This window comes from Streptomyces sp. NRRL S-1022 (genome assembly GCF_000720135.1).
GTDB lineage: Bacteria > Actinomycetota > Actinomycetes > Streptomycetales > Streptomycetaceae > Streptomyces.
Genome location: NZ_JOIU01000027.1, coordinates 41,128 through 60,240 on the forward strand (window position 1 = coordinate 41,128; position 19,113 = coordinate 60,240).

Annotated in this window: 16 protein-coding genes; 12 read left to right on the forward strand and 4 right to left on the reverse strand. The window is 71.3% G+C overall.

Annotated features, from left to right (window positions below; genetic code table 11):
• Positions 1 to 9: 9 nt before the first annotated feature.
• Genes IG05_RS0132530 through IG05_RS0132540 form a run of 3 tightly spaced genes read left to right on the forward strand, consistent with a single transcriptional unit; the run spans position 10 to position 4,030 of the window.
• Complete coding sequence (locus IG05_RS0132530; protein WP_030347643.1) at positions 10 to 1,926, forward strand: biotin carboxylase N-terminal domain-containing protein; 1,917 nt, start codon at positions 10 to 12, stop codon at positions 1,924 to 1,926.
• A complete protein-coding gene (locus tag IG05_RS0132535; protein WP_030347644.1) occupies positions 1,923 to 2,864 on the forward strand; it encodes a hydroxymethylglutaryl-CoA lyase in 942 nt (313 codons plus the stop codon). The genes IG05_RS0132530 and IG05_RS0132535 overlap by 4 nt, the downstream gene beginning before the upstream one ends.
• 5 nt (positions 2,865 to 2,869) lie before the next feature.
• A complete protein-coding gene (locus tag IG05_RS0132540) occupies positions 2,870 to 4,030 on the forward strand; it encodes an acyl-CoA dehydrogenase family protein (RefSeq protein WP_030347645.1) in 1,161 nt (386 codons plus the stop codon).
• 39 nt (positions 4,031 to 4,069) lie between these two features.
• Here the strand turns inward: IG05_RS0132540 and IG05_RS48565 are convergent, their stop codons facing one another.
• Positions 4,070 to 4,243: a hypothetical protein gene (locus IG05_RS48565; RefSeq protein ID WP_199808420.1), complete on the reverse strand. Its 174-nt coding sequence runs from the start codon at positions 4,241 to 4,243 to the stop codon at positions 4,070 to 4,072.
• A gap of 423 nt (positions 4,244 to 4,666) precedes the next feature.
• On the opposite strand from IG05_RS48565, the gene IG05_RS0132550 reads away from it, so the two are divergent.
• From IG05_RS0132550 to IG05_RS0132575, 6 genes are all read left to right on the forward strand, one after another.
• Complete coding sequence (locus IG05_RS0132550) at positions 4,667 to 5,713, forward strand: ABC transporter substrate-binding protein (protein ID WP_030347646.1); 1,047 nt, start codon at positions 4,667 to 4,669, stop codon at positions 5,711 to 5,713.
• A 41-nt stretch (positions 5,714 to 5,754) separates the two neighbouring features.
• Complete coding sequence (locus IG05_RS0132555; protein WP_030347647.1) at positions 5,755 to 6,597, forward strand: siderophore-interacting protein; 843 nt, start codon at positions 5,755 to 5,757, stop codon at positions 6,595 to 6,597.
• A 117-nt stretch (positions 6,598 to 6,714) separates the two neighbouring features.
• Positions 6,715 to 8,157 (forward strand): lysine decarboxylase DesA, encoded by a 1,443-nt coding sequence (gene desA / locus IG05_RS0132560; protein ID WP_030347648.1) that lies wholly within the window; start codon positions 6,715 to 6,717, stop codon positions 8,155 to 8,157.
• Positions 8,141 to 9,427, forward strand: coding sequence for a lysine N(6)-hydroxylase/L-ornithine N(5)-oxygenase family protein (locus tag IG05_RS0132565; RefSeq protein WP_030347649.1), 1,287 nt, complete (start codon positions 8,141 to 8,143; stop codon positions 9,425 to 9,427). The genes desA and IG05_RS0132565 overlap by 17 nt, the downstream gene beginning before the upstream one ends.
• Positions 9,424 to 9,951 (forward strand): GNAT family N-acetyltransferase, encoded by a 528-nt coding sequence (locus IG05_RS0132570; protein WP_030347650.1) that lies wholly within the window; start codon positions 9,424 to 9,426, stop codon positions 9,949 to 9,951. Before IG05_RS0132565 ends, IG05_RS0132570 begins: the two co-directional genes overlap by 4 nt.
• Positions 9,948 to 11,717, forward strand: coding sequence for an IucA/IucC family protein (locus tag IG05_RS0132575; RefSeq protein ID WP_030347651.1), 1,770 nt, complete (start codon positions 9,948 to 9,950; stop codon positions 11,715 to 11,717). Before IG05_RS0132570 ends, IG05_RS0132575 begins: the two co-directional genes overlap by 4 nt.
• A 60-nt stretch (positions 11,718 to 11,777) precedes the next feature.
• On the opposite strand, the gene IG05_RS0132580 is transcribed toward IG05_RS0132575, so the two are convergent.
• Positions 11,778 to 13,379: a beta-N-acetylhexosaminidase gene (locus IG05_RS0132580; RefSeq protein ID WP_030347652.1), complete on the reverse strand. Its 1,602-nt coding sequence runs from the start codon at positions 13,377 to 13,379 to the stop codon at positions 11,778 to 11,780.
• Positions 13,380 to 13,475: 96 nt separating this feature from the next.
• On the opposite strand from IG05_RS0132580, the gene IG05_RS0132585 reads away from it, so the two are divergent.
• A complete protein-coding gene (locus tag IG05_RS0132585) occupies positions 13,476 to 14,348 on the forward strand; it encodes a DUF4429 domain-containing protein (protein WP_030347653.1) in 873 nt (290 codons plus the stop codon).
• Positions 14,349 to 14,398: 50 nt separating this feature from the next.
• On the opposite strand, the gene IG05_RS0132590 is transcribed toward IG05_RS0132585, so the two are convergent.
• Entirely contained in the window at positions 14,399 to 15,970 is a 1,572-nt protein-coding gene (locus IG05_RS0132590; protein ID WP_030347654.1) for a purple acid phosphatase family protein, read from the reverse strand.
• A gap of 165 nt (positions 15,971 to 16,135) precedes the next feature.
• Between IG05_RS0132590 and IG05_RS0132595 the strand changes: the two genes are divergently transcribed.
• Together IG05_RS0132595 and glmS are read left to right on the forward strand one after the other, a co-directional pair.
• Positions 16,136 to 16,393: a hypothetical protein gene (locus tag IG05_RS0132595; protein WP_030347655.1), complete on the forward strand. Its 258-nt coding sequence runs from the start codon at positions 16,136 to 16,138 to the stop codon at positions 16,391 to 16,393.
• Positions 16,394 to 16,439: 46 nt separating this feature from the next.
• Positions 16,440 to 18,257: a glutamine--fructose-6-phosphate transaminase (isomerizing) gene (gene glmS / locus IG05_RS0132600; RefSeq protein WP_030347656.1), complete on the forward strand. Its 1,818-nt coding sequence runs from the start codon at positions 16,440 to 16,442 to the stop codon at positions 18,255 to 18,257.
• Between the two features lie 272 nt (positions 18,258 to 18,529).
• Here the strand turns inward: glmS and IG05_RS0132605 are convergent, their stop codons facing one another.
• Positions 18,530 to 19,057, reverse strand: coding sequence for a universal stress protein (locus IG05_RS0132605; RefSeq protein WP_030347657.1), 528 nt, complete (start codon positions 19,055 to 19,057; stop codon positions 18,530 to 18,532).
• Positions 19,058 to 19,113: the final 56 nt, after the last annotated feature.

Consider the following 19,113-nt stretch of genomic DNA (forward strand, 5'->3'; position numbering starts at 1 on the left):
AGGGGAACCGTGTTCGACACAGTGCTGGTGGCCAACCGGGGCGAGATCGCCGTACGCGTCATCCGTACGCTCCGCTCGCTGGGCGTGCGCTCGGTGGCGGTCTTCTCCGACGCCGACGCCGACGCACGGCACGTCCGGGAGGCCGACACGGCGGTCCGGATCGGTCCGGCGCCGGCCGCCGAGAGCTATCTGTCGGTGGAGCGGCTGCTGGAGGCCGCCGCCCGCACCGGCGCCCAGGCCGTCCACCCGGGGTACGGCTTCCTCGCCGAGAACGCGGGATTCGCCCGCGCGTGCGAGGAGGCGGGGCTGGTCTTCATCGGCCCGCCCGCCGACGCGATCGCGCTCATGGGCGACAAGATCCGCGCCAAGGAGACGGTGAAGGCGGCCGGGGTGCCGGTCGTACCCGGCGGACGTGACCCGGAACTGGCGGCGGCGGCCCGCGAGCTGGGGGCGCCGGTGCTGCTGAAGCCGTCGGCCGGCGGTGGCGGCAAGGGCATGCGGCTGGTGCGGGACCTGAGCGTGCTGGAGGAGGAGATCGCCGCAGCCCGCCGCGAGGCCCGTGCCTCCTTCGGCGACGACACCCTGCTGGTGGAGCGGTGGGTCGACCGGCCCCGGCACATCGAGATCCAGGTGCTGGCCGACGGCCACGGCAACGTGGTCCACCTCGGCGAGCGCGAGTGCTCCCTCCAGCGGCGCCACCAGAAGATCATCGAGGAGGCGCCGAGCGTCCTGCTGGACGAGGAGACCCGGGCCGCGATGGGCGCGGCGGCCGTGCAGGCGGCCCGCTCGTGCGGGTACCGGGGCGCGGGCACGGTGGAGTTCATCGTGCCGGGCGGCGACCCGTCGTCGTACTACTTCATGGAGATGAACACCCGTCTCCAGGTGGAGCACCCGGTCACCGAACTCGTCACCGGGCTCGACCTGGTCGAGTGGCAGCTGCGGGTGGCGGCCGGGGAGCGGCTGGGCTTCGCGCAGGAGGACCTGCGCCTGACCGGACACGCGGTGGAGGCCCGGATCTGCGCCGAGGACCCCGCGCGCGGGTTCCTCCCGTCCGGCGGCACGGTGCTGCTGCTCGACGAGCCCCAGGGCGACGGCGTCCGCACCGACTCCGGGCTGAGCGAGGGCACGGAGGTGGGCAGCCTCTACGACCCGATGCTGTCCAAGGTGATCGCCTACGGCCCCGACCGCGCGACGGCGCTGCGCCGGCTGCGGGCGGCCCTCGCGGAGACGGTCACGCTGGGCGTGCAGACCAACGCGGGCTTCCTGCGCCGGCTGCTGGCCCACCCGGCGGTGGTGGCGGGCGAGCTTGACACCGGTCTGGTGGAGCGGGTGGTGGACGAGCTGCTCCCCGCCGAGGTGCCGGAGGAGGTGTACGAGGCGGCGGCGGCCGTGCGGCTCGCGGCGCTGCAACCGCGCGCGGAGGGCTGGACCGACCCGTTCTCGGTGCCGAGCGGCTGGCGGCTGGGCGGCACCCCGAAGCCGCCGTCCTTCCCGCTGCGGGTGCAGGAACCGGTGACCCACACGCCCCGCGGTGTCCACACGGTCACCGGGGACCGGGTGTCCGTCACCCTCGACGGCGTCCGGCACACCTTCCGCCGCGCCGGCGACTGGCTGGGCCGCGACGGCGACGCCTGGCACGTGCGCGACCACGACCCGGTCGCCGCGTCCCTGAACCGCTCGGCCCACGCGGGCGCCGACTCGCTGACCGCGCCCATGCCCGGCACGGTGACGGTGGTGAAGGTGGCCGTCGGGGACGAGGTCGCCGCCGGGCAGAGCCTGCTGGTGGTGGAGGCGATGAAGATGGAGCACGTCATCTCCGCCCCGCACGACGGCACGGTCGCCGAACTGGACGTGACGCCGGGCACCACGGTCGCCATGGACCAGGTGCTGGCCGTCATCGCACCGCACGAGGAGGTGGCGCGGTGACCGCAGAGGGACTGCCCATGGCCGTGCCGGCCCCGGGCCTGCCCGCGCGGGTGCGGATCCACGAGGTCGGCGCGCGCGACGGACTGCAGAACGAGAAGACGGCCGTGCCGACGGCGGTGAAGGCGGAGTTCATCCGCCGGCTGGCCGGCGCGGGCCTGACCACGATCGAGGCGACGAGCTTCGTGCACCCCAAGTGGGTGCCCCAGCTGGCGGACGCCGAGGAACTGTTCCCGCTGGTCCGTGACCTCGACGCCGACCTGCCGGTGCTGGTGCCCAACCAGCGCGGGCTGGACCGGGCGCTGGCCCTCGGTGCCGGGCGCGTCGCCGTGTTCGCCAGTGCCACCGAGTCCTTCGCGAAGGCCAACCTCAACCGCACGCTGGACGAGTCCCTCGCGGTGTTCGAGCCGGTGGTGCGGCAGGCCAAGGACCGGGGCGTGCACGTGCGCGGCTATGTGTCGATGTGCTTCGGCGACCCGTGGGAGGGCGCGGTGCCGCTGCACCAGGTGGCCCACGTCTGCACGGCCCTGCGGGACATGGGCTGTGACGAGCTGAGCCTCGGCGACACGATCGGGGTGGCCACCCCGGGTCATGTGCAGGCACTGCTCTCCCTGCTGAACGAGAAGGGCGTGCCGGCGAACGTGATCGGCGTGCACTTCCACGACACCTACGGACAGGCGCTCGCCAACACGCTGGCCGCGCTGCAGCACGGCGTGACCACGGTCGACGCCTCCGCGGGCGGGCTCGGCGGCTGCCCGTACGCCAAGTCCGCCACCGGCAACCTCGCCACCGAAGACCTCGTCTGGATGCTGCACGGACTCGGCATCGAGACCGGGGTCGACCTCGGCCGTCTGACCGCCACCAGCGTGTGGATGGCCGAACAGCTGGGCCGGCCCAGCCCGTCCCGTACCGTCCGCGCTCTCTCCCACAAGGACCAGTGATCAGCATGGACCACCGCCTCAGCCCCGAGCTGGAGGAACTCCGCCGTACGGTCGAGCAGTTCGCGCACGACGTCGTGGCGCCGAAGATCGGCGACTTCTACGAGCGGCACGAGTTCCCGTACGAGATCGTCCGGGAGATGGGCCGCATGGGCCTGTTCGGGCTGCCGTTCCCGGAGGAGCACGGCGGGATGGGCGGCGACTACCTGGCCCTGGGCCTGGTGCTGGAGGAGCTGGCCCGCGTCGACTCCTCGGTGGCCATCACGCTGGAGGCGGGGGTGTCGCTGGGCGCGATGCCGATCCACCTCTTCGGCACGGAGGAGCAGAAGCGGCGGTGGCTGCCCCGGCTCTGTTCCGGCGAGATCCTGGGCGCGTTCGGCCTGACCGAGCCGGACGGCGGCAGCGACGCGGGGGCGACCCGTACGACGGCCCGCCTGGACCCGGACACCGACGAGTGGGTGATCAACGGCACGAAGTGCTTCATCACCAACTCCGGTACGGACATCACGGGCCTGGTGACGGTGACCGCGGTGACCGGCCGCAAGCCGGACGGCAGGCCGGAGATCTCGGCGATCATCGTCCCGGCCGGCACGCCGGGCTTCACGGTGGCGCCGCCGTACTCGAAGGTCGGCTGGAACGCCTCCGACACCCGTGAGCTGTCCTTCGCCGACGTCCGGGTGCCCGCCGCCAACCTGCTGGGCGAACAGGGCCGCGGCTACGCCCAGTTCCTGCGCATCCTGGACGAGGGCCGCATCGCGATCGCCGCCCTCGGCACGGGCCTGGCCCAGGGCTGTGTGGACGAGTCGGTGAAGTACGCCAGGGAACGCCACGCCTTCGGCAGGCCCATCGGCGCCAACCAGGCCATCCAGTTCAAGATCGCCGACATGGAGATGAAGGCCCACACGGCCCGCCTGGCCTGGCGCGACGCGGCCAGCCGCCTGGTCGCCGGCGAACCCTTCAAGAAGGAGGCGGCCCTGGCCAAGCTGTACTCCTCCACGGTCGCCGTGGACAACGCCCGCGACGCCACCCAGATCCACGGCGGGTACGGCTTCATGAACGAGTACCCGGTGGCCCGCATGTGGCGCGACTCCAAGATCCTGGAGATCGGCGAGGGCACGAGCGAGGTCCAGCGCATGCTGATCGCCCGCGAACTGGGGCTGGTGAGCTGAGCCGTACGGGACCGGTGGCGCACGGCCGCCGGTCCCGTGTCATCGCGTGCCGTCACCGTCGTCGTCCGCGCGGGTGCGCCGGGCCTCGTCGACGACGCGGCGCCAGGAGCGGATCACGTCGGGCACCTGGTCCAGGAGTCCCTTCAGGGCGGACAGGGCAGCGGACACGACGCCTGCCGTGCCCAGAATCACCAGGATGATCTGCAGATCCACGCTCGGGTTCCTCCTGCGCCGGAGGGTGGCCGAGCTGAGGGCGAACCGCATGCGGGAGGGCAGGTGTCTCAGGCCGACCACCCGGAATACGGATGACCAACTGAGGCCCTGCCGACGTACAGGCCGTATATGCGGTTGTCGCGATTGACGCGGGGCCGGCTGTGCCGGCCGCCACGCCCGAAAGGGACGTCGGACCCGTTCCCGTCGCAGCCGGCTGTGCCGACCGTGCGGTGCCGACTGTAGCCGCGCGGCCCCCGGCCTGTCCCGCGTACCGCCAACTCCCCGGGCTCCAGGGGCCGTCCACAGGGCCCGCACCGGGCGGCCGGGCGGTCGGACACCCACTGGACATCAGCTGAGGTTAGGCTAACCTACCTTGAAACTTGTCCGGCGGGCGCTCCGCCCCGTTCGAAAGCAGTCATACCCATGCCCCTTGCCCGTGCTCCCCACCTCACTCGCCGCGGCCTGCTCGCCGCCGGCGGCGCCCTCGGTCTCGGTGCCGCGCTCGCCGCCTGCGGGGACGACAAGGGCGAAGACGGCGGCTCGGGCACGGAGGCGAAGGGCGGGAAGTCCGGGCCCTGGTCCTTCAGGGACGACCGCGGCACGACCGTGAAGCTGGACAAGGTCCCCGCGAACATCGTCGCGTTCACCGGTGCCGGTGCCGCGCTGTACGACTACGGCATCCAGGTGAAGGGCGTCTTCGGCCCGACGAAGACCACCGCCGGCAAGCCCGACGTCCAGGCCGGCGACATGGACATCAGCAAGGTGACGGTCCTGGGCAACGCCTGGGGCCAGTTCAGCATCGAGAAGTACGCCTCCCTCGCCCCGGACGTGCTCGTCACCACGATGTTCGACGACGCCGGCACCCTCTGGTACGTCCCCGAGGAATCGAAGAAGAAGATCGCCCAGCTGGCCCCCAGCGTCGGCATCTCCGTCTACGACCGCCAGCTCACGCAGCCGCTGCAGCGCATGTGGGACCTCGCCGAGTCGCTCGGCGCCGACATGAAGGCCGCGAAGGCCGCCGGTGCCAAGAAGCGCTTCGAGGACGCCGCCGCCCGGCTGCGCGCGGCCGCCAAGGCCAAGCCCGGCCTCAAGGTGATGGCCGGTTCCGCGAGCGACCAGCTGTTCTACGTCTCCGGCACCGACCTCTCCGTCGACCTGGAGTACTTCAAAGCCCTCGGCGTGAACTTCGTGGAACCGCCGGAGAGCGCCAAGAAGCAGGGCGGCGGCTGGTACGAGTCGCTCAGCTGGGAGAACGTCGACAAGTACCAGGCCGACATCATCATGATGGACGACCGCTCCTCGGCCATCCAGCCCGCGGACATCACCAAGGCCACCTGGAAGAAGCTGCCCGCGGTCAAGGCCGGGCAGGTCATCCCCCGCTCCCCCGAGCCGATCCTGTCGTACGACAAGTGCGTGCCGCTGCTGACGAACCTGGCCGAAGCCCTCGAAAAGGCCAAGAAGGTCAGCTGACCCCCGACAGAGCCCTGGACCCCCACTCTCAGGAGCCGCAGATGACGACGGCCGTAGCCGCCCCGTTCCGTTTTTTCGCCCTTCAGGTCGTACGGACGAGGCGGCTCGGTCCGTCTCTGGTCCGGGTCACCTTCGGCGGAGCCGATCTGCACGCCTTCCACTCCGACGGGCGGGACCAGTCCCTGTCGCTCTTCCTCCCGCACCCCGGGCAGGACGAGCCCGTCGTCCCGCTGGAGCTGGGCGACGGCTGGTGGCAGGGATGGCGCGAACTGCCGGACGACGTACGGGCGGTGATGCGTTCGTACACGCTCAGGGCGCTGCGCCGGGACCCCGACGAGGTCGACGTCGACTTCGCGCTGCACGGGGTCGAGCCGGGTGCCGCCACGCCCGCCGGGCCGGCCTCCCGCTGGGCCGCGCGGGCCGCCGCGGGCGACCGGGTGCTGCTGCTCGGGCCCGCCGTCGCCGACAACCGGGCGATCCGGTTCCGCCCGCCCGGGGACACCGGGCTCGTCGTGTTGTGCGGCGACGAGACCGCCGTACCGGCCGCGACCGCGATCCTGGAGGCCCTGCCAGCCGGCACCCGGGTCCGGGCCTGGCTGGAGGTGCCGCACGCCGGTGACGTCCAGGACGTGCGCACCGCGGCGGACGCGGAGATCACGTGGCTCGTACGGCACGACGGGGCCCCCATGGCCGTCGACGCCGTACGGGCCGCCCGGATCACCGGCACCGAGCGGGCGTACGTGTGGCTCGCGGGCGAGTCCGGCCGGGTGAAGGCCCTGCGGCGGTACTTCGTCGGCGAACGCGGGGTGGACCGGCGGCGGGTCACCTTCGTCGGCTACTGGCGGCAGGGCATGACGGAGGAACAGCTCCGGGCCGCGGAATAGCGGCGGGCGCACCCCTTCCGGGCCACCGGTTGCGGAGAAGTGCGCCCCGGACCATGGAACTTAGGTTAGGCTAGCCTAAGTTGATCCCGACGGACCGTCCCCTCGGAGGACCCTCCCATGCGCTCGCACCTGCTCAATGGCCTCACCGCGGAGCACTACCGCCGCTCCGTGACCGAAGGAGTCGAGCGGGTGGCGGCCAAACTCGCCACCACCGACCGTCCGTTCACCGGCGTCGGCGTGGACGCCCTCTCCCCCGCCATCGACGCGATCGACCTGGACCGCCCGCTGGGCGACACCACCGCCGTGCTGGACGAGCTGGAGGACGTCTACCTCCGGGACGCCGTCTACTTCCACCACCCCCGCTACCTCGCCCACCTCAACTGCCCGGTCGTCATCCCGGCGGTGCTCGGCGAGGCCGTGCTCTCCGCGGTCAACTCCTCGCTGGACACCTGGGACCAGTCGGCCGGCGGCACCCTCATCGAGCGCAAACTGATCGACTGGACGGCCGCCCGCACCGGCCTGGGCCCGGCCGCCGACGGCGTCTTCACCTCCGGCGGCACCCAGTCCAACCTCCAGGCGCTGCTGCTGGCCCGGGAGGAGGCCAAGGCCGACAGCCTCGCGAAACTGCGGATCTTCACCTCCGAGGTCAGCCACTTCAGCGTGCAGAAGTCCGCCAAACTGCTCGGCCTCGGGCCGGACGCCGTCGTCGTGATCCCCGTCGACCACGACAAGCGCCTGCAGACGGTCGCCCTCGCCCACGCGCTGGAGCGCTGCGCGAGCGACGGCCTGGTCCCCATGGCCGTCGTGGCCACCGCCGGCACCACCGACTTCGGCTCCATCGACCCGCTGCCGGAGATCGCCGGCCTGTGCGCCCAGTACGGCGTCTGGATGCACGTGGACGCGGCCTACGGCTGCGGTCTGCTCGCCTCCCTGAAGTACCGGGACCGCATCGAGGGCATCGAACGGGCCGACTCGGTGACCGTCGACTACCACAAGTCCTTCTTCCAGCCGGTCAGTTCCTCCGCCCTGCTGGTCCGGGACGGAGCCACGCTGCGGCACGCCACCTACCACGCGGAGTACCTCAACCCGCGCCGCATGGTGCAGGAACGTATCCCCAACCAGGTGGACAAGTCCCTCCAGACCACCCGCCGCTTCGACGCCCTCAAGCTGTGGATGACGCTGCGCACGATGGGCGCCGACGGCATCGGGCAGCTCTTCGACGAGGTGTGCGACCTGGCCCGGGAGGGCTGGAAGCTGCTGGCCGCCGACCCCCGCTACGACGTCGTCGCCGAGCCCGGCCTGTCCACCCTCGTCTTCCGCTACGTCCCGGCGGCCGTCACCGACCCCGCCGAGATCGACCGCGCCAACCTCTACGCCCGCAAGGCCCTGTTCGCCTCCGGTGACGCGGTGGTCGCGGGCACCAAGGTGGCCGGCCGCCACTACCTGAAGTTCACCCTGCTCAACCCCGAGACGCGGACGGCCGACATCGCCGCCGTCCTCGATCTGATCGCCGGCCATGCCGAGCAGTACCTGGGAGAGTCCCTTGACCGCGCGTCCTGAAGTCCCGCACCGCACCCACGACTTCGTGGGCATCGGGCTCGGCCCCTTCAACCTCGGCCTCGCCTGCCTGACCGAGCCGATCGCCGAACTGGACGGCGTCTTCCTGGAGTCCAAGCCCGACTTCGAGTGGCACGCCGGCATGTTCCTGGACGGCGCCCACCTCCAGACCCCGTTCATGTCGGACCTGGTCACGCTGGCCGACCCGACCTCGCCGTACTCCTTCCTGAACTACCTGAAGGAGAAGGGCAGACTGTACTCGTTCTACATCCGCGAGAACTTCTACCCGCTGCGGGTCGAGTACGACGACTACTGCCGCTGGGCCGCCGCTCAGCTGAGCAGCGTCCGCTTCGGCACCACGGTCACCGAGGTGACGTACGAGGACGAGCTGTACGTCGTCCGCACCGACGCCGGGGACATCTACCGCGCCCGGCACCTGGTGCTCGGCACCGGCACCGCCCCCTTCGTGCCGGAGGCGTGCCGGGAACTCGGCGGGGACTTCCTGCACACCTCCCGTTACATGCACCGCAAGGCGGAGCTGCTGAAGAAGAAGTCCGTCACGATCGTCGGCAGCGGGCAGAGCGCGGCCGAGATCTACTTCGAGCTGCTCTCCGGGATCGACGTCCACGGCTACCAGCTCAACTGGGTCACGCGCTCCCCGCGGTTCTTCCCGCTGGAGTACACCAAGCTGACCCTGGAGATGACCTCCCCGGACTACGTCGACTACTTCCGGGCGCTGCCCGAGGAGACCCGCTACCGGCTGGAGAAGCAGCAGAAGGGCCTGTTCAAGGGCATCAACTCGGACCTCGTCGACTCGATCTACGACCTGCTGTACCAGAAGGACGTCGAGAGCGGCGACCGGCCGGTGCCCACCCGGCTGCTCACCAACTCCACGCTGCGCACGGCGGCGTACCGGGACGGCACGTACACGCTCGGCTTCCACCAGGACGAGCAGGGCAAGGACTTCGAGATCCGTACCGAGGGCCTGGTCCTGGCCACCGGCTACCACTACACCCCGCCGGCCTTCCTGGACCCGGTCCGCGACCGCCTGCTCTTCGACGGGCACGGCCGCTTCGACGTCGCCCGCAACTACGCCGTCGACGTCACCGGCCGCGGGGTCTTCCTCCAGAACGCCGGCGTCCACACGCACAGCGTCACCAGCCCCGACCTGGGCATGGGCGCGTACCGGAACGCGTACATCATCCGTGAGCTGCTCGGCACGGAGTACTACCCGGTCGAGAAGACCATCGCCTTCCAGGAGTTCGCCGTATGACCTTCACGTTCCGCCCCGTCGACCCGCTGACGGACGCCGAGCTGCTGCACGAGTGGGTCACCCACCCCAAGGCCGCGTTCTGGATGATGCAGGACGCGCGGCTGGAGGACGTCGAACGCGCCTACATGGAGATCGCGGCGGACGAGCACCACCACGCGCTGCTCGGCCTCGCCGCGGACGGCACGCCCGCCTTCCTGATGGAGCAGTACGACCCCGCGCACCGGGAGCTGGCCGGGCTGTACGAGCCGCGGTCGGGCGATGTCGGCATGCACTTCCTGACCCCGGCCACCGACACCCCCGTGCACGGGTTCACCCGGGCCGTCCTCACCGCCGTGATGTTCCGTCTCTTCGAGGACCCGTCGGTGCGGCGGGTCGTCGTCGAGCCGGACGTCCGCAACACGGCCGTGCACGCCCTGAACGCGGCCGTCGGCTTCGTGCCCGAACGGGAGATCGACAAGCCGGAGAAGCGGGCCCTGCTGAGTTTCTGCACCCGCGAACAGTTCGAGAAGGCGGTGACCGCATGACCCTCGCCGACGCCGTGGCCCATCTGTCCCCCGAGCGCTGGGCGACCGCCAACCGGCTGCTGCTGCGCAAGGCGCTCGCCGAGTTCGCGCACGAGCGGCTGATCACCCCGCAGGAGGACGGCGAGGGGTACGTCGTCCGCAGCGACGACGGGCTCACCAGCTACCGCTTCCGGGCCGTGCGGCGGGCCCTGGACCACTGGGAGATCGACCCCGGCTCCCTCACCCGGCACCGCGACGGCGAGCAACTCCCGCCGGCCGCAATGGACTTCTTCATCGAGCTGAAGGACTCCCTGGGGCTGAGCGACGAGATCCTGCCGGTGTACCTGGAGGAGATCTCCTCGACCCTGTCGAGCACCTGCTACAAGCTCGCCAAGCCGCAGGTGACCTCCGCCGAGCTGGCCCGCGGCGGCTTCCAGGACGTCGAGACCGGCATGACCGAGGGCCACCCGTGCTTCGTCGCGAACAACGGGCGGCTCGGCTTCGGCGTGCACGAGTACCTGTCGTACGCCCCCGAGACGGCGAGCCCGGTCCGGCTGGTGTGGCTGGCCGCGCACCGCTCGCGGGCCGCGTTCACGGCCGGCGCCGGGATCGAGTACGAGTCGTTCCTGCGGGCGGAGCTGGGCGAGAAGACGGTGGAGCGGTTCCGTGCCGTCCTCACCGACCGGGGCCTGGACCCGGCCGACTATCTGTTCATGCCGGTCCACCCGTGGCAGTGGTGGAACAAGCTGAGCGTCACGTTCGCCGCCGAGGTGGCCCGTGAGCTGCTGGTCTGCCTCGGCGAGGGCGACGACGAGTACCTGGCCCAGCAGTCGATCCGGACCTTCTTCAACACCAGCGCCCCGCACAAGCACTATGTGAAGACGGCTCTGTCCGTGCTCAACATGGGCTTCATGCGCGGTCTGTCGGCCGCCTACATGGAGGCGACCCCGGCGATCAACGACTGGCTGGCCCGGCTGATCGACGGCGACCCGGTGCTGAGGTCCACCGGTCTGACGATCATCCGGGAGCGGGCCGCCGTCGGCTACCGGCACCTGGAGTACGAGCGGGCCACCGACCGCCACTCGCCGTACCGCAAGATGCTGGCCGCGCTGTGGCGGGAGAGCCCGGTGCCCGCGCTGCGGGACGGCGAGACCCTCGCGACCATGGCCTCCCTGCTGCACGTCGACCACCGGGGCGCCTCCCTCGCGGGCGCGTTGGTCGAACGCTCGGGCCTGACGCCGGCCGAGTGGCTGCGGCGGTACCTGCGGGCCTACTACACCCCGCTGCTGCACAGCTTCTACGCGTACGACCTGGTGTTCATGCCGCACGGTGAGAACGTCGTCCTGGTGCTGAAGGACGGCGCCGTGCAGCGGGCGGTCTTCAAGGACATCGCCGAGGAGATCGCCGTCATGGACCCGGACGCGGCACTGCCGCCGGAGGTGCGGCGGATCCGCGTCGAGGTCCCCGAGGACAAGAAGCTGCTGTCCGTCTTCACGGACGTCTTCGACTGCTTCTTCCGCTTCCTCGCCGCCCACCTCGCCGCCGAGGGCGTCCTGGCGGAGGACGACTTCTGGCGCACGGTCGCCGAGGTCACCCGCGAGTACCAGGAGGCGAACCCGGAACTGGCCGACAGGTTCCGCCGGTACGACATGTTCGCCCCCGAGTTCGCCCTGTCCTGCCTCAACCGCCTCCAACTGCGCGACAACCGCCAGATGGTGGATCTCGCCGACCCGTCCGGCGCGCTCCAGCTGGTCGGCAGCCTGCGCAACCCCATCGCCGGCTTCTGACGGCGGCACGGACGGACGGGCGCCCCGCGGTACGGTCCCGCGGGGTGCCCGTCGCCGTGGTCAGCGGGCCGGCCAGGGCACCTGCGGGGAGCGGTAGTAGCGGATGCCGAGGGCGTCCCAGCGCGGGGCCTGCGCGGCCAGCCGCGCCCGGTAGGCGGTCCAGCTGTGCGTGGCCGGCGGTGACCAGCCCAGCTCGGCGGCGCCGGCGAGGCGCGGGAACGCCATGTACTCGATGTCGGCGGTCGTGGTGAGGGTCTCGGACCACAGCGGCGCCTCGACGCCCCGGATCGCCGAGGCCGGGACGCCCGGCAGGTAGGCGCCGGGGTCCCAGTCGTAGGAGCGCCGCACCTCCACCAGGCCCGCCCACTTGGTGCCGAGCCTGGTGGCGCTCGTGTACTTCATGTCGAGGTAGACCCGGTCGGCCGGGGACAGGATCAGGCCCGTGCCGTTCCGGGCGGCCTGCGCGACCTGCGCCTTCTCCGCCGCGCTCGTGCCGTCCAGGCCCCAGTACTGGGCGAGGGCCCCGCGGGCCGGACGGGCGCCGGTGAGCTGGTGCCAGCCGATGACCGTCTTGCCGTACCGGGCGACGACCGGCTGCACGCGGTCCATGAAGGCGACGTAGTCGGCGTGGCTCGTGGAGTGCGCCTCGTCGCCGCCGATGTGCAGGTAGCGGCCGGGGGTCAGGGCGGCCAGCTCCCGGATCACGTCGTCCACGAAGTCGTAGGTGACCTGCCGGGGCACGCACAGCGAGCTGAAGCCGACCTGGGTGCCGGTGTACAGCGGGGGTGCCACGCCGTCGCAGTTGAGCTGCGCGTAGGAGGCGAGGGCCGCGTTGGTGTGGCCGGGCATGTCGATCTCGGGCACGACCTCCAGGTAGCGGGCCGCCGCGTACCGGACGATCTCCCGGTAGTCGGCCTTGGTGTAGAAGCCGCCCCTGCCGCCGCCGACCTGGGTGGAGCCGCCGTAGGTGGTCAGGCGCGGCCAGGAGTCGACGGCGATGCGCCAGCCCTGGTCGTCGCTCAGGTGCAGGTGCAGCTCGTTGAACTTGTAGAGGGCCAGGTGGTCGATGTAGCGCTTGACCTGGGCGACCGTGAAGAAGTGCCGGGCGACGTCCAGCATGGCGCCCCGGTAGGCGTAGCGCGGGCGGTCCTGCACGGTGCCGCCGGCGATCCGCCACGGTCCGGGCTGCACGGTGCTCTTCTCGACGGCGGCCGGCAGGAGCTGGCGCAGGGTCTGCACACCGTGGAAGAGCCCGGCGGGGGTGCTCGCCGTGAGGGTGACCCCGCCGGCACCGCTCGTCAGCCGGTAGCCCTCGGCGCCGAAGCCGCCGCCGGCCAGCCGGAGCCGGATGCCGCCGGTGCCGCGGTCGGTGACCGGCAGCGGGTAGCCGGTGGCGGGCCGCAGCAGGCCGGCCAGGTAGGCGCCGATCCGGCGGACCTCGGCCGGGCCGTCGACACGCACGCCGGTCGCCCGGGTGATGCGGTACGGCGTGCCGCCCGGGGTGACCGAGGCCGGCGCCGGGACCACCCGGTCCAGCGGGACCGGGGCGGCGGCCTCCGCCGTGGGCGCCGTGCCCAGGGTGAGGGCGCCGGCCGCCGCGAGCGGCAGCAGGGCGCCGAGGACGCGGGGGGTTCGGGGAGTCGTGCCGTGGTTCCGTCTCACCTGCGCTCCCTTCGGAGGGGATCGACCGCCGGACGGGGCTGACCGTCCGACGTGGTCGAGACCACTCTCCCGCAGATCGGGTGAAACAATCCCCGCATGGCGGAAATCATCCAGAAGGACGGCACCTGGGTCTTCGACGGCGACGCCCTGCGCATCACCCCCGGCCGGGACAAGAACGTGGGCCTGCTCCGCCGCGAGCTGGGCGAACTCGTCGTACCGCTGGGCGCGTTGGCCGGTGTCTCGTTCGAGCAGGGCCGGAAGGCCGGCCGGCTCAGGCTGCGGCTGCGCGACGGCGCCGACCCCCTGCTCCAGGCCACCGCCGGCCGGCTGGCCGAGGCGCACGACCCGTACCGGCTGGCCGTGGAGCCCGACCGGTACGGCGTCGCCGAGTACGTCGCCGACGAGCTGCGCAACGCCCTGCTGCTGGAGGGGATTTCCCCGGAGCCGGCGGACGCCTACCTGCTGCCGGGCCCGCCGGTGCCGGTGTCCGTCTCGGCCGGGGACGGCACGGCGGGCTTCGACGGGGAGCGGGTGCGGCTGGAGTGGAACTGGAAGACGGAGGACGCCAAGGCCTCCGCGGGCCCCCGCACGATCCCCCTCGCGGACGTCACCGGCGTGGAGTGGCAGCCGGCGGCCGGCCTGGAGAACGGGCATCTGCGGTTCCTGGTGCGCGGCGCCCCGGTCACGGCTGCGCCCAAGTACGACCCGAACGCGGTCGAGCTGTGGGGCTTCAGGAAGGACCCGCTGATGGCCTTGGTGGCGGCGGCCGTGCAGGCGCGCCTGCCGCACCCCTCGGCGGCCGGCCCCGGCCCGCGGGGCATCCCGCCGCAGCCGTCCGGGGAGCGGGCCGGGGAGGACCACGACGCGCTGCTGCGCCGGCTGCGCGAGCTGGGCGAACTGCACCGCGACGGGGTGCTGACGGACGAGGAGTTCACCCTGGCGAAGCAGGCGGTCCTCAAACGCCTGTGAGGACCGCCTGCGCCACGGGTGCCTGCTTGGACCCGCCGACTTGGCCCTGCCTACTTGGCCCTGCGTGACACCGTGAAGTGGTCGATGCGGTCGCCGGTCTCGGCGATGCCCGACACCTTCAGCGTGGCGTGCCGGCCCTTGGGCGCGGGCGCGACGTCCACGCGCAGGAAGGAGTAGTTCAGGTACCGCACCCGGGACCAGGCGACGGTCTCGTTCACCTTGCCGTCCTTGGTGTTGACGAAGGAGGCCACGGACTCGGCCTCGTGCTCGTGGCCCTCGTAGGAGTCCGGGGCGGAGAAGGCGTACAGGCTGCGCCCGGCCGCGCCGGCGGTGACGTAGACCACGCCGTCGGTCTCGGGGTAGGCGGTGCCGCCGATCGGCAGCTTCTTGGCGACCTTGCCCGCCTTGATCACGTCGGTGCGCTCGTACTGGTGGTTGTGGCCGTTGATGACCAGGTCCACCGTGTACTTCTCGAACAGCGGCACCCACTCCTGGCGCACCCCGCCCTCGGAGGCGTGCGCGGTGGAGGTGCAGTAGGCGCAGTGATGGAAGAAGACGACGACGAAGTCCACGTCCTTCGAGGCGCGGAACTTCTTCAGCTGGCCTTCCAGCCATTTCGTCTGCGTTCCGCCGGATATGCCCAGGTTCGCCGGGATCTCGAAGGAGATGTCGTTGGCGTCGAGCGAGATGACCGCCGTGTTGCCGTAGACGAAGGAGTAGACGCCCGGCAGGTGCTTCTTGTCGGGGCCGTTGTCCGGGAGGTTCCAGCGGGCCTCCTCGCCGCCGTAGCCGTTCGCCGAGTACCAGGCCTCCATGTCGTGGTTGCCGTACGCGGGCATCCACGGGACCTGCTTGGCGACCGACTCGGTCTGGGCCAGGAAGGAGTCCCAGGTGCGCGCGTCGAAGCCGGTGTCGGTGGTCTTGCCCGCGCCGGAGGGGTCGGCGTAGGCGATGTCGCCGGCGTGCAGGTGGAAGGCCGGGTTCTGCCCCAGCAGGAGGCTGTTGTTGGCCAGGCCGTGGTAGCCGACGCCCTCGTCGCCGAAGGCGGTGAAGGTGAACGGCGCCTTGTGGGCGGGGGCGGTGGTGAAGGTGCCCACGGTGCCCAGCAGGTGGGGTGCGGCCGGGTCGAAGCCCTGGTGGCCGACGCCGTAGTAGTAGGTCCGGCCGGGGCGCAGGTGGGTCAGCTTGGCGTGCAGGTAGTACTGGGTGTGGTCGCCGCTCGCACCGACACCGGCCGGGGTGTACAGGGTGCGGACCTCGGCCTCGATCCTGCGGGAGAGGTCCCAGGGGTGGGCGCCGATGCGGATGAACGGCTTCTTGACGGCGACCGGGACCTGCCAGGAGACGGTGATCTCGGTGCGCGGGTCGTTGCCCCAGGCCAGGTGGCGGCCGAAGGGGGCGACGTGGGAACCGTCGACGGTCGCGGCGGCGGGGGCGGGGGCGGTGCGCTGGGCGGGCACGGCGGCCTGGGCGGTGGCGCCCGGCACGAACGCGCCCCCGGTGACGGCGCCCAGCGTGACGGCGCCGCCCCTGATCATGGTGCGCCGCGAGAATCTGGCGCGCAGGTACTCATGCTGCTCGGCCATGCTCATGCGCGCGGCCAGCTTCTCGGGTACTCCCATACGAGGAATGTCCATGGCGTCTGAAACTCGCCCGTTCGGGCAACGAGTCACAAGACGCAGGATGGACAGCTTACGAACAGAGCCCCATAAGACTCTCAACAGTCGCTTGCCCGGAATCGGGCACGATTCTTGCGAAAGAGCCGCCGGTACTCCAGGATCTACCGGGTGCACGACGAACTTCTTGATCACCTGACGCGGTCCACGCCCCTCAGCCGGGGCGAGGCGCTGCGCGTGGTCCAGGACGTGCTCGCCTATTTCGACGAGACGGCCCAGGAGTACGTCCGCCGCCGCCACCGTGAACTCCAGGCCCAGGGCCTGGTGAACACGGAGATCTTCGAACGGATCGAGGCGGACCTGAAATACCGGGCGGTGGCGCCGCCGGAGCTGACGCTCAGGCAGCTGCGCCGCATGGTCTACGGCTGAAACCAGCCGGGGCCGGACCAGCGACAGCCAAGGGATACCTCTATATATGTGCGGAATTGTCGGATACATCGGGAAGCGTGACGTCGCCCCCCTCCTGCTGGAGGGTCTCCAGCGCCTGGAGTACCGCGGCTACGACTCCGCGGGCATCGTCGTCAGCTCCCCGAAGACGCCCGGCCTGAAGCTGGTCAAGGCCAAGGGCCGGGTGCGCGACCTGGAGGCCAAGGTCCCGGCGCGCTTCAAGGGCACCACCGGTATCGCCCACACCCGCTGGGCCACCCACGGCGCCCCCTCCGACGTGAACGCCCACCCGCACATGTCGGCCGACCAGAAGGTGGCCGTCGTCCACAACGGCATCATCGACAACGCCGCCGACCTGCGCCGCAAGCTGGAGGCGGACGGCGTCGAGTTCCTCTCCGAGACCGACACCGAGGTCCTCACCCACCTGATCGCCCGCTCGCAGGCCGAGAAGCTGGAGGACAAGGTCCGCGAGACCCTGCGGGTGGTCGAGGGCACGTACGGCATCGCCGTCATGCACGCCGACTTCCCCGACCGCATCGTGGTGGCCCGCAACGGCTCCCCGGTCGTCCTCGGCATCGGCGAGAAGGAGATGTTCGTCGCCTCGGACATCGCCGCCCTGGTCGCCCACACCCGGCAGATAGTGACGCTGGACGACGGCGAGATGGCCACCCTCAAGGCCGACGACTTCCGCACCTACACCACCGAGGGCACCCGCACCTCGGCCGAGCCGACCACCGTGGAGTGGGAGGCGGCCTCCTACGACATGGGCGGCCACGACACCTACATGCACAAGGAGATCCACGAGCAGGCCGAGGCGGTCGACCGCGTGCTGCGCGGCCGCATCGACGACCGGTTCTCCACCGTGCACCTCGGCGGCCTCAACCTGGACGCCCGCGAGGCCCGGCAGATCCGCCGCGTGAAGATCCTCGGCTGCGGCACCTCGTACCACGCGGGCATGATCGGCGCCCAGATGATCGAGGAGCTGGCCCGCATCCCCGCCGACGCCGAGCCGGCCTCCGAGTTCCGCTACCGCAACCCGGTGGTCGACCCCGACACCCTGTACATCGCGGTCTCCCAGTCGGGTGAGACGTACGACGTGCTGGCCGCCGTCCAGGAGCTCAAGCGCAAGGGCGCCCGGGTCCTCGGCGTGGTCAACGTGGTGGGCTCCGCGATCGCCCGCGAGGCCGACGGCGGCGTCTACGTGCACGCCGGCCCCGAGGTCTGCGTCGTCTCCACCAAGTGCTTCACCAACACCACGGTCGCCTTCGCGCTGCTCGCCCTGCACCTGGGCCGCACCCGCGACCTGTCCGTCCGTGACGGCAAGCGGATCATCGAGGGCCTGCGCAAGCTGCCCGAGCAGATCACCGAGATCCTCAAGCAGGAAGAGGAGATCAAGGAGCTGGCGGAGAGCTACGCCGACGCCCGCTCGATGCTCTTCATCGGCCGCGTCCGGGGCTACCCGGTGGCCCGCGAGGCCTCCCTGAAGCTCAAGGAGGTCTCCTACATCCACGCCGAGGCCTACCCCGCCTCCGAGCTGAAGCACGGCCCGCTGGCCCTCATCGAGCCGGCCCTGCCCACGGTCGCGATCGTCCCCGACGACGACCTGCTGGAGAAGAACCGCGCGGCCCTGGAGGAGATCAAGGCCCGCAGCGGCAAGATCCTCGCCGTGGCCCACCAGCACCAGGAGAAGGCCGACCAGACGATCCTCGTCCCGAAGAACGAGGACGAGCTGGACCCCATCCTGATGGGCATCCCCCTCCAGCTCCTCGCCTACCACACGGCCAAGGCCCTGGGCCGCGACATCGACAAGCCGCGCAACCTCGCCAAGTCGGTGACGGTGGAGTAGGACGCGGGAACAGAACGGACCCCCACGCGGCCACCTTCTGCGTGGGGGTCCTTCCGTGCTGCTCACCAGCCGGCGGCCGTCACCCCCCGGCCCGCAGCACACCCCTCGCACGACGGGCTCCCCTCGTGCGGGTCCAGTGGTGCGGTGAGCGCTATATGCCCTTCACAAGGGCACGAACCACCTCTACGCGTGAGTAGTCTTGCGCTGCACGGACAGCACCCGGCGGGACGGCACCCGGCTGTGGCAAGGGAGCCGGCAGGGGGTCGCGGGACTCAGGGAATGACGATCACGGGCCGCTGCGCCCGCTTGGCGAGCCGTCCGGCGACAGAGCCGAAGATCCGGCCGACGATGCCGTGCGTGGAGCCGACGACGATCGCGTCGGCCTCGTACTCCCGCCCGACCTCTTCCAGCTCGTGGCAGATGTCACCGCCCCGCTCGACCAGGATCCACGGCACCTCGGCCAGATAGTCGGCGCACGCCAGCTCCAGCCCCAGGACCTCCGTGCGGTGGTCCGGCACGTCCACGAAGACGGGCGGCTCGCAGCCCGCCCACACGGTGGTGGGCAGCCGGTTCGCCACATGCACGATGATCAGACCGGAGTGGGAACGGTGGGCCATGCCGATCGCGTAGGCGAGGGCGCGCTCGCTGGAGGTGGAGCCGTCGAAGCCGACGACGACTCCGTGCCGGAAGGCGGGGTCGCAGGAAGGGCGTGACTCCTCCGCCGCCAGGGGCTCGGCCGCCGTGGGATCGGCGACCGGCCGCTTGCGGTCCGCGGGTTCGAAGAATTCGTGACCGGCCATGGCTGTCTCGGCGTAGTGATCCTTTTTGGGAGGGACGACAGGGTGCGGCGGAGCTG

Bases quoted from the DNA above. Each gene is read 5' to 3' on its own strand.
- IG05_RS0132540 (WP_030347645.1), top strand. From the start codon at position 2,870: ATGGACCACCGCCTCAGCCCCGAGCTGGAGGAACTCCGCCGTACGGTC.
- IG05_RS0132550 (WP_030347646.1), top strand. From the start codon at position 4,667: ATGCCCCTTGCCCGTGCTCCCCACCTCACTCGCCGCGGCCTGCTCGCC.
- IG05_RS0132555 (WP_030347647.1), top strand. From the start codon at position 5,755: ATGACGACGGCCGTAGCCGCCCCGTTCCGTTTTTTCGCCCTTCAGGTC.
- desA (WP_030347648.1), top strand. From the start codon at position 6,715: ATGCGCTCGCACCTGCTCAATGGCCTCACCGCGGAGCACTACCGCCGC.
- IG05_RS0132570 (WP_030347650.1), top strand. From the start codon at position 9,424: ATGACCTTCACGTTCCGCCCCGTCGACCCGCTGACGGACGCCGAGCTG.
- IG05_RS0132575 (WP_030347651.1), top strand. From the start codon at position 9,948: ATGACCCTCGCCGACGCCGTGGCCCATCTGTCCCCCGAGCGCTGGGCG.
- IG05_RS0132585 (WP_030347653.1), top strand. From the start codon at position 13,476: ATGGCGGAAATCATCCAGAAGGACGGCACCTGGGTCTTCGACGGCGAC.
- IG05_RS0132590 (WP_030347654.1), bottom strand. From the start codon at position 15,970: ATGGGAGTACCCGAGAAGCTGGCCGCGCGCATGAGCATGGCCGAGCAG.
- glmS (WP_030347656.1), top strand. From the start codon at position 16,440: ATGTGCGGAATTGTCGGATACATCGGGAAGCGTGACGTCGCCCCCCTC.
- IG05_RS0132605 (WP_030347657.1), bottom strand. From the start codon at position 19,057: ATGGCCGGTCACGAATTCTTCGAACCCGCGGACCGCAAGCGGCCGGTC.